The sequence below is a fragment of the Micromonospora sp. NBRC 110038 genome, from assembly GCF_020884815.1.
GTDB lineage: Bacteria > Actinomycetota > Actinomycetes > Mycobacteriales > Micromonosporaceae > Micromonospora > Micromonospora haikouensis.
In genome coordinates, this window is record NZ_BBOL01000001.1 from 1,421,570 (window position 1) to 1,437,588 (window position 16,019).

A 16,019-nucleotide genomic window follows, 5' to 3' on the forward strand; every position below is an offset into this window, starting at 1 on the left:
GGCGACGGACCAACACGGATCGACGGGTCAACACAAGGAGTGGGCGGTCCATGGCTGACGAGGCGAAGCTTCTCGACTACCTCAAGCGGGTCACCGCCGACCTGCACCAGGTGCGGCAGCGCCTGCGCGAGGTGGAGGCCGGCGAGCAGGAACCGATCGCCATCGTCTCCATGAGCTGCCGCTTCCCCGGCGGCGTGCGCTCGCCCGAGGACCTGTGGGACGTCGTCGCGTCCGGCCGGGACGTGGTCGGCGACTTCCCGGCCGACCGGGGCTGGGACCTGGGGTCGCTCTACGACGCCGACGGCGAGCAGTCCGGCACCTCGTACACGCGCCAGGGTGGCTTCGTCCACGACCTGGCGGACTTCGACCCGGGCTTCTTCGCGATCTCCCCCCGCGAGGCCCTGGCCATGGACCCGCAGCAGCGGTGGCTGCTGGAGACCTCGTGGGAGGTCTTCGAGCGGGCCGGCATCGACCCGCACTCGCTGCGGGGCAGCCGCACCGGCGTCTTCGCCGGCTCCACCGGCCAGGACTACGGCGGCGTGCTGATGGGCGCCGCGCAGGGCCTGGAGGGGCACCTGATGACCGGCAACGCCGGCAGCGTCGTCTCGGGCCGGATCTCCTACACGTTCGGCCTGGAGGGGCCGGCGGTCACGATCGACACCGCCTGCTCGTCGTCGCTGGTCGCCCTGCACCTCGCCGGGCAGGCGCTGCGGCAGCGGGAGTGCACCCTCGCCGTCGTCGCGGGCGTCACCGCCATGTGCACCCCGGCCGCGTTCGTCGAGTTCTCCCGGCAGCGCGGCCTGGCCGCCGACGGCCGGTGCAAGGCGTTCGCCGCCGCCGCCGACGGGACGGGGTGGTCCGAGGGCGTCGGCGTGCTGCTGCTGGAGCGGCTCTCCGACGCGCAGCGCAACGGCCACCCGATCCTCGCTGTGGTGCGGGGCTCCGCCGTCAACCAGGACGGCGCGTCCAACGGGCTGAGCGCCCCCAACGGGCCGTCGCAGCAGCGGGTGATCCAGCAGGCCCTCGCCAACGCCGGCCTCGCCGCCGGCGGCGTCGACGTGGTGGAGGCGCACGGCACCGGCACCCGCCTCGGCGACCCGATCGAGGCGCAGGCGCTGCTCGCCACGTACGGGCAGGACCGGGGCGACGCCGCGCCGCTGCTGCTCGGCTCGATCAAGAGCAACATCGGGCACGCGCAGGCCGCCGCCGGCGTCGCCGGTGTGATCAAGATGGTCCTCGCCATGCAGCACGGCGTCGTGCCGCCCACCCTGCACGTCGACGCCCCCACCCCCCAGGTCGACTGGGACGCGGGCGCCGTCGAACTGGTCACCGAGGCCACCGAGTGGCCGTCCGTCGCGCGGCCCCGCCGGTCGGCGGTGTCGTCGTTCGGGGTGTCCGGCACCAACGCCCACGTCATCGTCGAGCAGGCCCCGACCGCCGAGCCGGCCCCGGCCGACGCCGCGCCGCCGGCCGACCGGCCGGTCGTACCGGTGGTGGTGTCGGCCCGCGACGCCGCCGCGCTCGCCGCGCAGGCGGGCCGCTGGGCCGACTGGCTGAACGCCGACGCCGACCTGCGCCCCCTCGACGTCGCCTTCTCGTCGGTCGCCACCCGCTCCACCCTGGACCACCGGGCGGTCGTCGCCGCCGCCGGCCGCGACGACCTCGCCGCCGGGCTGCGGGCCCTCGCCGCCGGGGACGCGTCCGGCGCGGTGGTCGGCCAGGCCGCCGACCGGGGTCCGCTCGCGGTGCTGTTCTCCGGTCAGGGCGCGCAGCGCGCCGGCATGGGCCGGGAGTTGTACGCGGCGTTCCCGGTGTTCGCGTCGGCGTTGGACGAGGCGTGCGGTCACCTGGATCCGCTGCTGCCGCAGCCGTTGCGGGAGGTGCTGTTCGCGCCGGAGGGCTCCGCCGAGGCGGCGTTGCTCGACCAGACCGTGTTCACGCAGGCCGGGTTGTTCGCCGTCGAGGTGGCGTTGTTCCGGCTCGTGGAGTCGTTCGGGGTGGTGCCTGACTTCGTCGGGGGCCACTCGGTCGGTGAGATCACCGCCGCGCACGTGGCGGGGGTGCTGTCCCTGGCCGACGCCTGCCAGCTCGTGGCCGCCCGGGGCCGGTTGATGCAGGCGCTGCCGGCCGGGGGCGGGATGCTCGCGGTCAACGCGGCCGAGGAGGCGGTGGCGGAGTCGATCGCCGGTCGGGCCGACGTCGGGATCGCCGCCGTCAACGGGCCCACGTCCGTCGTCGTCTCCGGGGCCGTCGAAGCCCTCGACGAGGTCGAGCAGCTCTGGCAGGGCCGGGGCGTGCGCACCCGCCGGCTGACCGTCAGTCACGCGTTCCACAGCCCGCTGATGGAGCCGATGCTGGCCGAGTTCCGGGCGGTCCTCGCCACGCTGACCTTCGCCGCTCCCGTCCTGCCCGTCGTGTCCAACGTGACCGGGGCCCTCGCCGACGCCGACGACCTGCGCACCGCCGACTACTGGGTGCGGCACGTCCGCGAGGCGGTCCGCTACGCCGACGGGATCGCCGCCCTGCGCGCCGCCGGGGCGGGCACGTTCCTGGAGATCGGGCCGTCGAGCGTCCTCACCGCGCTGACCGCCGAGATCCTTCCCGACGCCGAGGGCGTGCTCGCCGTCGCCGCCGGACGCAAGGACCGCCCCGAGGCGGACGCCCTGCTCGCCGCCCTCGCCGAACTGCACGTGCACGGGACCACCGTGGACTGGCGGCCGTGGTTCGCCGGCACCGACGCCACCCGCGTCGACCTGCCCACGTACGCGTTCCAGCACCAGCGGTACTGGCCCGAGGCCGGCGCCGGGTGGACCGGCGACGTCACCGCCGTCGGCCTGCGCCCCGCCCAGCACCCCCTGCTCGGCGCGGCCGTCGGCGTCGCCCACGCCGAGGGCTTCCTGTTCACCGGGCGGCTCGCCCGGCGTACCCACCCGTGGATCAGCGACCACGTCGTCTTCGACACCGTGCTGCTGCCCGGCACCGGCTTCGTCGAACTGGCGTTGCAGGCCGGCGCGCACGTCGGCGCGGACCACGTCCGCGAGCTGACCCTGGAAGCGCCGCTGATCCTGCCCGAGACCGGCGGCGTCGACATCCAACTCTGGATCGGCCCCGCCGACGACACCGGCTGCCGGTCCGTCTCCCTGCACTCCGCCGTCGACAGCGAACCGGCCGAGGGCGGCGAGCGCGGCTGGACCCGCAACGCCAGCGGCGTACTCGCCGGAGGCCCGGCCGCCCCCGCCGGCCCGCCCGGCTGGTCCGACCTCACCGCCTGGCCGCCCCCCGGCGCCACCGAGGTCCCCACCGACGACCTGTACGTCAACCTCGCCGCCCAGGGCTACGACTACGGCCCGTCCTTCATCGCGCTGCGTAACGCCTGGCGGCGCGGCGACGACCTCTTCGCTGAGCTGGCCCTGCCGGAGACCCCGGCCGCCGAGGCCGGCGGGTACGGCCTGCACCCGGCGCTGCTCGACGCCGCCCTGCACACCCTCGGCCTCACCACGCCGGCCGGCGAACCGTCCGGCGCGGACGTGCCGCCCGGCTACGGCCGGCTGCCGTTCTCCTGGAACGACGTCGCCCTGCACGCGGCCGGCGCGGCGGCGGCCCGGGTCCGCGTCTCGCACACCGGCACCGACAGCGTCTCCCTGCTCCTCGCCGACGTCGACGGCGCGCCGATCATCTCCGTCGGCTCCCTCGTGCTGCGGCCCGTCTCCGCCGACCAGCTCCGCGTCGCCTCCGGCGGCGGCACCGAGTCGCTGTACCGCATCGAGTGGGCCCCGCTCGCCCTGCCCGCCGGCCCGTCGACCACTGGCTGGGCGGTCCTCGGCGACGCCGCCGGCCTCGCCGACGCGCTCGCCGCCACCGGGACGGCCGTCGCCGCGTACCCCGACCTGGCGGGCCTGGCCGCCGCGCTGGACGCCGGCACGGACGCCCCCGACGTGCTGGTCGTGCCGTTCCTCGACCCGCCGGCCACCGACGACGTGCCGCGCGCCGTCGCCGAGGCCACCCACCGGGCGCTCGACGTGCTGCAGCGGTTCCTCGCCGACGACCGGTACGCCACCTCCCGGCTCGTCGTGCTCACCCGGGGTGCCGTCGCCACGGCCGCCGACGCCGACCTGACCGACCTGGCCGGCGCGGCCGTCATCGGCCTCGTCCGCTCCGCGCAGTCGGAGAACCCCGACCGGTTCCTGCTGGTCGACGTCGACGACCCGGCCGGCTGCGCCGCCGCCCTCGTCGCCGCCGTCGACACCGACGAGCCGCAGGTGGTCATCCGGGCCGGCGTCGCCGCCGGGGCCCGGCTCACCCGCGTGCCGGCCCCCGCCGAGCCGCCCGCCGCCCCGTTCGACGGCGACGGGACCGTGCTCGTCACCGGCGCCACCGGCACCCTCGGGCAGCTCATGGCCCGGCACCTCGTCACCGTCCACGGCGTCCGGCATCTCGTCCTGGCCAGCCGGCGCGGCCGGGCCGCCGCCGGCATCCCCGAACTCTGCGCCGAACTCGCCGAACTCGGTGCGACCGTCACCGCCGCCGCCTGCGACGTCGCCGACCGCGACGCCGTCGCCGAGCTGCTCGCCGCCATCCCCGCCGCGCACCCGCTCACCGCCGTCGTCCACGCCGCCGGGGTACGCGACGACGGCGTCGTCTCCTCCCTCACCCCCGAGCGGATGGACGGCGTGCTGCGGCCCAAGGTCGACGCCGCCTGGCACCTGCACGAGCTGACCGCCCACCTCGACCTGAAGGCGTTCGTCTCGTACTCGTCGCTCGCCGCCACCGCCGGCGGCCCCGGCCAGGGCAACTACGCCGCCGCCAACGCGTTCCTCGACGGCCTCGCCCAGCACCGCCGGGCACGCGGCCTCGCCGCCCTCACCCTCGCCTGGGGCCTGTGGGCCGACCGCAGCGGCATGACCACCGAACTGGACGACGTCCACCTCAACCGGATCTCCCGCTCCGGCGTCGCCGCCATGGAGGCCGAGGAGGGGCTGGCCCTCTTCGACGCCGCCTGCCGCCGCAGCGACGCCGCCCTCGTGCCCGCCCGCCTCGACCTCGCCGCGATGAAGGTGCAGTTCGCCGGGGGCAGCATCCCGCCGCTGTACCGGGCCCTGATCCGCACCCCCGCCCGCGCCGCCGCCGCGACCACCGGCGCGTCCCTGGTCCAGCAGCTCGCCGCGCTCGGCGACGCCGACCGGGTCGCCGCCCTCGTGGAGATCGTCCGGGGGCAGGCCGCCGCCGTGCTCGGCTACCCCGACCCGGCCGCCATCGAGCCGCGCCGGGCGTTCAGCGAGTTCGGCTTCGACTCGCTCACCGCCGTCGAGATGCGCAACCGCCTCAACAACGCGTTCGGGATGCGGCTGCCCGCCACCCTCGTCTTCGACTACCCCACCCCGGCCGACCTCGCCGGCCACCTCGGCACGGAGATCGCCGGCACGCCGGTGCCCGTCCGGACCGCCACCACCAGCGTCGCAGTCGGTGACGACGAGCCCCTCGCCATCGTCGGCATGGCGTGCCGGCTCCCTGGCGGCGTGTGGTCCCCCGACGACCTGTGGCGGCTCGTCGCCGACGGCGTCGACGCGATCACCGACCTGCCCACCGACCGGGGCTGGGACCTCGACAGCCTCTACAGCCCCGACCCCGACGCCAGCGGCACCTTCTACGCCCGCGGCGGCGGCTTCCTGCGCGGCGTCGACCGGTTCGACCCCGGCTTCTTCGGCATCAGCCCCCGCGAGGCCCTCGCCATGGACCCGCAGCAGCGGCTGCTGCTGGAGACCACCTGGGAGACCTTCGAAAGCGCCGGCATCGACCCGGCCACGCTGCGGGGCAGCAGCACCGGCGTGTTCGTCGGCACCAGCGGCCAGGACTACGGCAGCCTGCTCGCGTATTCGCCGGAGGCCGCCGAGGGCTACATGCTGACCGGGATGACCAGCAGCGTCATCTCCGGCCGGGTGGCGTACACGTTCGGCCTCGAAGGGCCGGCGGTCTCCCTCGACACGGCCTGCTCGTCGTCGCTGGTCGCCCTGCACTGGGCCGGGCAGGCGCTGCGTGCCGGCGAGTGCGACCTCGCTCTGGCCGGCGGCGTGATGGTCATGGCCACCCCCACCGCCTTCGTCGAGTTCTCCCGCCAGCGCGGCCTCGCCGCCGACGGGCGGTGCAAGTCGTTCGCGGCGTCGGCCGACGGGACGGGCTGGTCCGAGGGCGTCGGCATGCTCCTCGTGCAGCGGCTCTCCGACGCTCGCCGGCAGGGCCGGCACGTCCTCGCCGTGGTACGCGGCACCGCGATCAACTCCGACGGCGCGTCGAACGGTCTCACCGCGCCGAATGGTCCGTCGCAGCAGCGGGTGATCCGGCAGGCCCTGGCGAACGCCCGGTTGTCCACGTCGGATGTGGACGTGGTGGAGGCGCACGGCACCGGCACCACGTTGGGTGACCCGATCGAGGCGCAGGCGCTCCTCGCGACCTACGGGCGTGACCGTCCCGGCGACCGGCCGCTGCTGCTCGGGTCGATCAAGTCGAACATCGGTCATGCGCAGGCGGCGGCGGGTGTGGCGGGTGTGATCAAGGTGGTGCAGGCGATGCGCCACGGTGTGGTGCCGGCGAGCCTGCACGTGGACGAGCCGTCGCCGCACATCGACTGGTCTGCGGGCGCGGTGGACCTGGTCACCGAGGCGCGGCCGTGGCCGGCGGTGGACCGGCCCCGTCGGGCGGCGGTGTCGTCGTTCGGCATCTCCGGCACCAACGCGCACGTCATCGTCGAGCAGGGCGACGAGCCTGTGGCCCCGGCCGTCACCGGCGTCCCCGGGCTGCTGGCCGCCGATGTGACGGTGTGGCCGGTGTCGGCCCGGTCGAAGGCGGCCCTGGCCGGTCAGGCCGAGCGGCTGGCCGCTTACGTGCGGGAGCACGGCGTGCTGGACACCGCGGCGGTCGGTTGGTCTCTGGCGACGACCCGGTCGACGTTCGACCAGCGGGCCGCCGTGGTCGGCGCGGGTGTGGAGGAGTTCCTCTCTGGTCTGGACGCGCTCGCCGCAGGCGCTCCGGCGGGCAATGTGGTGGCCGGTGTGGCGTCGGGTCACGGTGCGGGTCCGGTGTTCGTGTTCCCGGGTCAGGGGGCGCAGTCGGCACGCATGGCCGCCGGCCTGGTCGGTCGTACGCCGGTGTTCGACGCGCGCCTTGCCGAGTGCCAGCGTGCCCTCGCCCCCTACCTCGACGTGGATCTCGTGTCGGTGTTGACCGGGGATGACGAGTCGTGGTTGGAGCGGGTGGAGGTGGTGCAGCCGGTCCTGTGGGCCGTGGGCATCGCCCTGGCCGCCGTGTGGGAGCACGCGGGCGTGTCCCCGCAGGCGGTGGTGGGTCACTCGCAGGGCGAGATCGGCGCTGCCTGTGTCGCGGGGATCCTGTCCCTGGAGGATGCGGCTAAGACGGTGGCGTTGCGGTCGCGTGCCCTGGCGGTGTTGCGCGGGACTGGGGCGATGGCGTCGGTGGACCTGTCCGCCGACTCGGTGGCCGAGCGCCTCCCCGCGTTCCCGGGTGTGGGTGTGGCCGCCGTGAACGGCCCGTCGACGGTGGTCGTGTCCGGGCCGCCGCAGCCCGTCGCGGATCTGGTGGACGCCTGCCAGGCCGAGGGGATCCGGGCGCGGCTGATTCCGGTGGACTACGCGTCGCATTCCCCGTCCGTGCAGGACGTCGCGGAGCGGCTGCGCGCGGACCTGGCGGACGTCGCCCCGCAGCCGGGTCGGGTTCGGCTGGTGTCGACGCTGACGGGTGACTGGGTGGATCCGGCGTCGATGACGGCGGACTACTGGTATGACAACCTGCGGCAGACCGTCCAGTTCGATGCCGCCGTCCGGGTCGCTATCGCCGCCGGGCACTCCACGTTCGTGGAGATCTCCCCGCATCCGGTGTTGACGATGCCGGTGACGGCGATCCTCGACGACGCGGGGGTCACCGGTTACACGCTGGGCAGCCTGCGGCGGGGTGACGACGACCCGACTCGACTCCTGACCAACCTGGCCACCGCGCACGCGATCGGCCTGCCCGTCGACCTGCGCACCGTGCTCGCCGAGACGGCGACCGTCGACCTGCCCACGTACGCGTTCGAGCACCAGCGGTTCTGGGTGGAGCCGCCCGCGCACCGGGCGCAGGACGTCGCCTCCGCCGGCCTCCAGGACGCCGGACACCCGCTGCTCAGCGCCACCCTCACCTTCCCCGACAGCGAGCGGATGGTGTTCACCGGCCGGCTGTCGGTGCGTACCCACCCGTGGCTCGGGGAGCACCGGGTGATGGACAACATCCTGCTGCCCGGCACCGCGTTCGTGGAGCTGGCGACGTACGCGGGCGAGCAGGCCGGCTGCCCGAGGGTGGACGAGCTGACCCTGCTCGCCCCGCTCGTCCTGCCCGAGCTGGGCTCCCTCCAGGTGCAGCTCACCGTCGCCGAACGCGACGACGACGGCCGCCGGGCCGTGCAGCTGCACTCCCGTCCGTACCGGGACGGCTCCGACGAGATCCTCGCCGACGTGGCCTGGACCTGCCACGCCACCGGCCTGCTCGCCCCGGCCCCGGCCGACCCGCCCGCCTTCGACCTCGGGGTGTGGCCGCCGCCCGGCGCGACCCCCGTCGAGAACGACGACTTCTACTCCGGCATCGAGGCGACCGTCTTCGGGTACGGGCCGGCGTTCCGCGGCCTGCGCGCCGCGTGGACCCGGGGCGACGAGGTCTTCGCCGAGGTGGAGCTGCCCGCCGACCACCACGCCGAGGCGGGCCGGTTCGGGGTGCACCCGGCGCTGCTCGATGGCGCGTTGCAGGCCATGTCGATCGGCGGCTTCCTCGGCCGGATGGGCGACGGCGGCGACGCCACCGTGCCCCGGCTGCCGTTCGCCTGGACCGGGGTGTCCCTGCTCGCCGCCGGGGCCACCGCCCTGCGGGTGCGGGTCAGCGCGGCAGGCGAGGTCGGGGTCGCCTTCCAGGTGGCCGACGCCACCGGCGCGCCGGTGCTGCACGCCGAGTCCCTGATCATGCGCCGGGTCTCCGGTGACTCCCTCGGCGCGGCCCGCTCCGGCCGGCACGAGTCGCTGTTCCAGGTGGACTGGCCGGCGCTGCCCGTGCCGACCGGCCCGGTGCCGGCGGCCACCCGCTGGGCGGTGCTCGGCGGCGACGACCTGACCCTCAGCGCAGCCTGCGAGTCGGCGGGCGCGCGGGTGCGCAGCGACGTCGACCTGGACTCGCTCGGCGACCTGCTCGCCGGGGGCGAACCCGCCCCCGAGGCCGTGATCGTCGGGGTCGGTGGCGGCGGGGACGACGACGCGGACCCGGGGCTCGCCGCGCAGGCGCGGGCCACGACGCACCGTACCCTCGCGGCGGTGCGGACCTGGCTCGCCGACGACCGGTTCGCCGGGTCCCGGCTGGTGCTGGTCACCCGCGACGCGGTCGCGGCGGGGGAGCGGCCGGCGGTCAACCTGGCCCAGGCCCCGGTGTGGGGCCTGCTGCGCACCGCGCAGCTCGAACACCCGGGCCGGCTGCAGCTGGTCGACCTCGACGCCGACCCGGCCAGCGCCGCCGCGCTGGCCCCCGCGATCGGCTCCGGCGAACCGCAGCTCGCGGTGCGGGCCGGCCAGGTGCGTGCGCCGCGCCTCGGCCGGGTCCCGGCCGGGGTGGAGCCGTTGCCCGGCGGCGTCGACCCCGACGGCACCGTGCTGATCACCGGCGGCACCGGCGTGCTGGGCCGGATCCTGGCCCGGCACCTCGCCACCACCCACGGCGTGCGGCACCTGCTGCTGGCCGGGCGGCGCGGCGCGGCGGCCGACGGCATCGGCGACCTCGTCGCCGAGCTGGCCGAGGCCGGCACGCGGGTGACCGTCGCCGCCTGCGACGCCGCCGACCCGGAGGCGCTCGCGGCGCTGCTGGCCGGGGTGCCCGCCGCGCACCCGCTCACCGCCGTCGTGCACGCCGCCGGTGTCCTCGACGACGGCGTGCTGGAGTCGTTGACCCCCGAACGCGTCGACGCGGTGGCCGTGCCGAAGATCGACGCGGCGTGGCACCTGCACCGGCTCACCGCCGGCCTGGACCTCGCCGCGTTCGTGCTGTTCTCCTCGGCGGCGGCCACGCTGGGCAGCGCCGGCCAGGCCAACTACGCGGCGGCCAACGCGTTCCTCGACGCGCTCGCCGCGCACCGGCGGGCCCGGGGGCTGCCCGGCATCTCCCTCGCCTGGGGCCTGTGGGAGCAGGCCAGCGGCATGACCGGCCATCTCGGCGACGCCGACGTGCGGCGCATCGCCGAGCAGGGCGCGGCGGGCCTGGCCACCGGGCAGGCCCTGGACCTCTTCGACGCGGCGTGGCGGCTCGACGCGGCGGCGGTCGTGCCGATGCGCCTGGACGTGTCGGCGTTGCGCGCCCAGGCCGAGGCGGGCGCCCTTGCGCCGCTGCTGCGGGCCCTGGTCCGGGCGCCGATGCGGCGCTCGGTCGACGCCGGCACCCGCACCGGCGGGGTGCCGCTGACCCAGCGGCTCGCCGGCCTGGCCGGCCCCGAACGGCTCAAGGTCGTGCTCGACGTGGTGCGGGCCAACATCGCCGCCGTCCTCGGCCACGCCAGCGCCGACGCCGTCGACCCGGGCCGGCTCTTCACCGACCTGGGCTTCGACTCGCTCACCGCCGTCGACCTGCGCAACCGGCTCAACGCCCTGTCCGGGCTGCGGCTGCCGGCGACGCTGGTGTTCGACTACCCGACGCCGGCCGCGCTCGCCGAGCGGCTGGCCGGCGACATCGCCGCCGACGCGGCCCCGTCCACCCAGCCCATCTTCTCCGGCATCGACACAGTGGAGAGCCTGCTCACCACCATCCCGCTCGACCCGGCGGCCCGGGACCGGTTCACCGCCCGCGTGCGGGACCTGCTCGCCAAGGCGACCGACCTCGCCGCCGGCCCCGCCGCGGAGCAGGACCGGCCCGATCTCGACGCGGCCAGCGACGACGAGATCTTCGACTTCATCAGCAAAGAGTTTGGAATCTCCTGAGATGACCGACTTCCGGATCGAGGCAGGTGCGACCCGATGAGCGACGACAAGCTGCGGTACTTCCTCAAGCGGGTGACCGCCGACCTGCACGACACGAAGCGCAAGCTGCAGACCGTCGAGGCCCGCGACACCGAGCCCCTCGCCATCGTCTCGATGAGCTGCCGCTTCCCCGGCGGCGTCCGGTCACCCGAGGACCTCTGGGAGATCGTCGCCGACGGCCGGGACGCCCTCACCGAGTTCCCGGCCGACCGGGGCTGGGACCTGGAGGCCCTCTACGACCCGGACCCGAACAAGCCGGGCAAGAGCTACACCCGCGTCGGCGGGTTCCTCGACGACGCCGGGGCGTTCGACCCGACCCTGTTCGGCATCTCGCCGCGCGAGGCCCTCGCCATGGACCCGCAGCAGCGGCTGCTGCTGGAGACGTCGTGGGAGGCCGTCGAGCGGGCCGGCATCGACCCCCTGTCGCTGCGGGGCAGCTCCACCGGCGTCTTCGTCGGCGTGAGCACCTCCAACTACGGCATGGGCCTGCCGAACGTCCCCGAGGGCGTCGACATGTACCTCGGCACCGGCAACACCACCAGCGTCGCGTCCGGCCGGATCTCGTTCACCCTCGGCCTCAACGGCCCGGCCGTCACCGTCGACACCGCCTGCTCGTCGTCGCTGGTCGCCCTGCACCTCGCCGTGAACGCGCTGCGCCGGGGCGAGTGCGACCTCGCCATCGCCGGTGGCGTCACCGTCATGGCCACCCCCGGCGTCTTCGTCGTCTTCTCCCGGCAGCGCGGCATGTCCGTTGACGGCCGGTGCAAGGCGTTCGCGGAGGGGGCGGACGGCACCGGCTGGGGCGAGGGCGGCGGCGTGCTCGTCGTCGAACGGCTCGCCGACGCCGAGCGCAACGGCCACCCCGTCCTCGCCGTGATCCGGGGCAGCGCCCTCAACCAGGACGGCGCGTCCAACGGCCTCACCGCCCCCAACGGCCCCTCCCAGCAGCGGGTCATCCGGGCCGCCCTCGCCAACGCCCGGCTCGGCACCGCCGACGTCGACATGGTCGAGGCGCACGGCACCGGCACCACCCTCGGCGACCCCATCGAGGCGCAGGCGCTCATCGCCACGTACGGCCAGGACCGCCCCGCCGACCGGCCGCTGTGGCTCGGCTCGGTCAAGTCGAACATCGGCCACACCCAGAGCGCCGCCGGCGTCGCCGGGATGGTCAAGATGGTGATGGCGCTGCGCAACGGCGTCATGCCGGAGACCCTGCACATCGACGAGCCGTCGAAGCACGTCGACTGGTCCGCCGGGGCGGTGTCCCTGCTCACCGAGCGTAAGCCGTGGCCCGAGCTGGACCGCCCCCGGCGCGGCGGCGTCTCCTCGTTCGGCGTCAGCGGCACCAACGCCCACGTGATCCTGGAGGAGTACCGGCCGCAGGCCGCCGCCCCGGACGCCGGGGAGGCCGTCGACACGGAGGCCGCCGAGGCGGAGACTGCCGCCGCCGCGCTCGTCGACTCGGACGTGACGGTGTGGCCCGTGTCCGCCCGGTCGAAGGCGGCCCTCGCCGGCCAGGCCGCCCGGCTCGCCGCCCACGTGCGGCAGCACGACGACCTCGCCCCGGCGGCGGTCGGCTGGTCCCTGGCCACCACCCGGTCCACGTTCGACCACCGCGCCGCCGTCGTCGGCGCGGACGCCGGGGAGCTGCTGGCCGGGCTCGACGCCCTGGCCGCCGGCCAGCCGGCCGGCAACCTGGTCACCGGCACGGTCACCGGCTCCGGCGCGGGACCCGTCTTCGTCTTCCCCGGCCAGGGCGCGCAGTCGGCGCGGATGGCCGCCGGCCTGGTCGGCCGCACGCCCGTCTTCGACGCGAAGCTGGCCGAGTGCCAGCGGGCCCTCGCCCCCCACCTCGACGTCGACCTCGTGTCGGTGCTGACCGGCGACGACGAGTCGTGGCTGGAACGGGTCGAGGTCGTGCAGCCGGTGCTGTGGGCCGTCGGCGTCGCGCTCGCCGCCGTGTGGCGGGCGGCCGGCGTCGTGCCGGACGCGGTCGTCGGCCACTCGCAGGGCGAGATCGGTGCCGCGTGTGTGGCGGGGATCCTGTCCCTGGACGACGCGGCGAAGACCGTCGCCCTGCGGTCCCGGGCCCTCGCCGTGCTGCGGGGCACCGGCACCATGGCCTCGGTGGACCTGTCCGCCGACGCGGTCACCGAACGCCTCGCCGCGTTCCCGGGCGTGGGTGTGGCCGCCGTGAACGGCCCGTCGACGGTGGTCGTGTCCGGCCCGCCGCAGCCCGTCGCGGACCTGGTGGACGCCTGCCAGGCCGACGGCATCCGGGCGCGCCTGATCCCGGTGGACTACGCGTCGCACTCCGCCGCCGTGCAGGACGTGGCCGAGCGGCTGCGCGCCGACCTGGCCGACGTCACCCCGCAGCCCGGCCACACCCGGCTCGTGTCGACGCTCACCGGCGACTGGGTCGACCCGGCGTCGATGACTGCCGACTACTGGTACGACAACCTGCGGCAGACCGTCCAGTTCGACGCGGCCGTCCGCGTCGCCGTGGCGGCTGGGCACTCCACGTTCGTGGAGATCAGCCCGCACCCGGTGCTCACCATGCCGGTCACCGCGATCCTCGACGACGCCGGGGTCACCGGCCACACCCTGGGCAGCCTGCGCCGGGGCGACGACGACCCGACCCGGCTGCTGACCAACCTGGCCACCGCGCACGCGATCGGCCTGCCCGTCGACCTCACCAGGGTCCTCGCCGAGGCCGAGGTGGTGCCGCTGCCCACGTACGCGTTCGACCACCAGCGGTTCTGGCTCGACGGCAGCGGCGGCGTCGACCTGGAGGCGCTGCTCCAGGGCTCGGTCAACCCCGACGACGCCGGCTTCTGGGCCGCCGTGGAACGCGGCGACCTCACCGCCCTCGCCGAGGCCGTCGCCACCGACGACACCCCCGCCTACGAGGCCCTCGACGCGCTCGGCCCCGCCCTGCCGCTGCTCACCTCCTGGCGGCGCAAGCGCCGCCGGCAGTCCGACATCGACAGCTGGCGCTACCAGGACACCTGGAAGCCGCTGACCGGCATCGCCAACCGGGGCATGACCGGCACGTGGGTCGTGGTCCTGCCCACCGGCGACATCGTCGAGCCCTGGCAGGACGCCTGCGTCGAGGCCGTCACGGCGGCCGGCGCGACCGTCGTCGCCGTGCCCGTCTCCACCACCGACGCCGACCGCGACCTGCTCGGCAAGCTGCTGCGCGAGGCCCTCGTCGCCGACGGCGGCACCGACGAGCCCGCCGACGTGACCGGCGTGGTGTCGCTGCTCGCCTTCGACGAGCTGGTCCACCCGCTGCACCCGTCCGTGCCCGGCGGCTTCGCCGCCACCGTCGCGCTGTTCCAGGCCCTCGGCGACATCGGCCTGCGCGCCCCCATGTGGGCCGTCACCTCCGGCGCCGCCTCCGTCGGCCGCGCCGACCTGCTGCGCTCCCCGACGCAGGCCCTCGTCTGGGGCTTCGGCCGGGTCGCCGCCCTGGAGCACCCGCAGCGCTGGGGCGGCCTCGTCGACCTGCCCGAGGCCGTCGACGAGCGCTGCGCCGGCCTGCTGGTCGCGGCCCTCACCGCCGCCGGAGACGAGGACCAGATTGCGGTACGCCCCGGCGGCCTCCTCGCCCGCCGGCTCACCCGCGTGCCGCTCGGCGACAGCCAGCCCGCCAACCCGTGGGAGCCCTACGGGACGGCGCTCGTCACCGGCGGCACCGGCGCCCTCGGCGGGCACGCCGCCCGCTGGCTGGCCCGCAGCGGCGTGCAGAACATCGTCGTCGCCAGCCGCCGCGGCATGAACGCGCCCGGCGCGCAGCAGCTCGTCGACGACCTCACCGCGCTAGGCGCGCAGGCCAGCGTCGTCGAGTGCGACGCCGCCGACCGCGACGCCCTCGCCGCGCTGATCGAGTCGATCCCGGCCGAGTATCCCCTCACCACGGTCGTGCACGCCTCCGCCGTCCTCGACGACGCCATGATCAACGACATCCGGCTGGACCAGATCGAACGGGTCCTCCAGGCCAAGGTCGACGTCGCGTACCACCTGCACGAGCTGACGCTCGACCTGGACCTGTCCGCGTTCGTCATGTTCTCCTCCTTCGCCGGCAGCGTCGCCAGCTCCGGCGTCGGCAACTACGCGCCCAGCAACGCGTTCCTCGACGCCCTCGCCCAGCACCGGCGGGGCCTCGGCCTGCCCGCCACCTCCATCGCCTGGGGCGCGTGGGCCGGCGGCGGCATGGCCGACGGGCCGCTCGGCGAGCTGCTGCACCGCCACGGCGTACCCGAAATGGCCCCCGACGCGGCCATCGCCGCCCTGCACCAGGCCGTCGACCACGGCGAGGCGTTCCTCACCATCGCCGACATCGCCTGGGAGCGGTTCTCCGTCGCCTTCACCGCCACCCGGCCCGGCCCGCTGATCAGCGACCTGCCGGACGTGCGGCGGCTCCAGGCGACCGAGCGGATCGCCACCGTGGAGACCGGCGACGGCCCCGACTCGCTCCAGGAGCGGCTCGCCGGGCTGCCCGCCGCCGACCGGCTCGCCGTGCTCCTCGGCCTCGTCCGCGGCCAGGTCGCCGCCGTGCTCAACTACCCGTCCGCCGAGTCGGTCGACGAGCACCGGGCGTTCCGCGAGCTGGGCTTCGACTCCGTCACCGCCGTCGAGCTGCGTAACCGGCTCGGCTCCGCCACCGGCGTCGCCCTGCCCGTCACCCTCGTCTTCGACTACCCGACGCCGACGACGCTGGCGGAGTACCTCTTCGCCGAGGTCGCCCACGACGACGTGGTCACCCCGACGGTCCTCCTCGACGACCTCGACCGGATCGCCGACAGCCTCGACGTGGTGGCGCGCGACGAGGCCGCCCGGGTGCGGGCCACCGTACGCCTCCAGGCGATGCTCTCCCGCCTCGGCCAGGCCGGCGGCGGCGCCGACATCGGCCGGCACCTCGACGACGCCACCGACGACGAACTGTTCGCGATGGTGGACAAGGACCTCGGCATCTCCTGATCCGCC

General features: G+C 75.6%; 2 protein-coding genes. Both read left to right on the plus strand.

The window, feature by feature from the left end; genetic code table 11:
* Positions 1–50 precede the first annotated feature (50 nt).
* A complete protein-coding gene (locus tag LPU61_RS05555; protein ID WP_229404326.1) occupies positions 51–10,991 on the plus strand; it encodes a type I polyketide synthase in 10,941 nt (3,646 codons plus the stop codon).
* 72 nt (positions 10,992–11,063) lie between these two features.
* Positions 11,064–16,013, plus strand: coding sequence for a type I polyketide synthase (locus tag LPU61_RS05560; protein ID WP_374199623.1), 4,950 nt, complete (start codon positions 11,064–11,066; stop codon positions 16,011–16,013).
* Positions 16,014–16,019 lie beyond the last annotated feature (6 nt).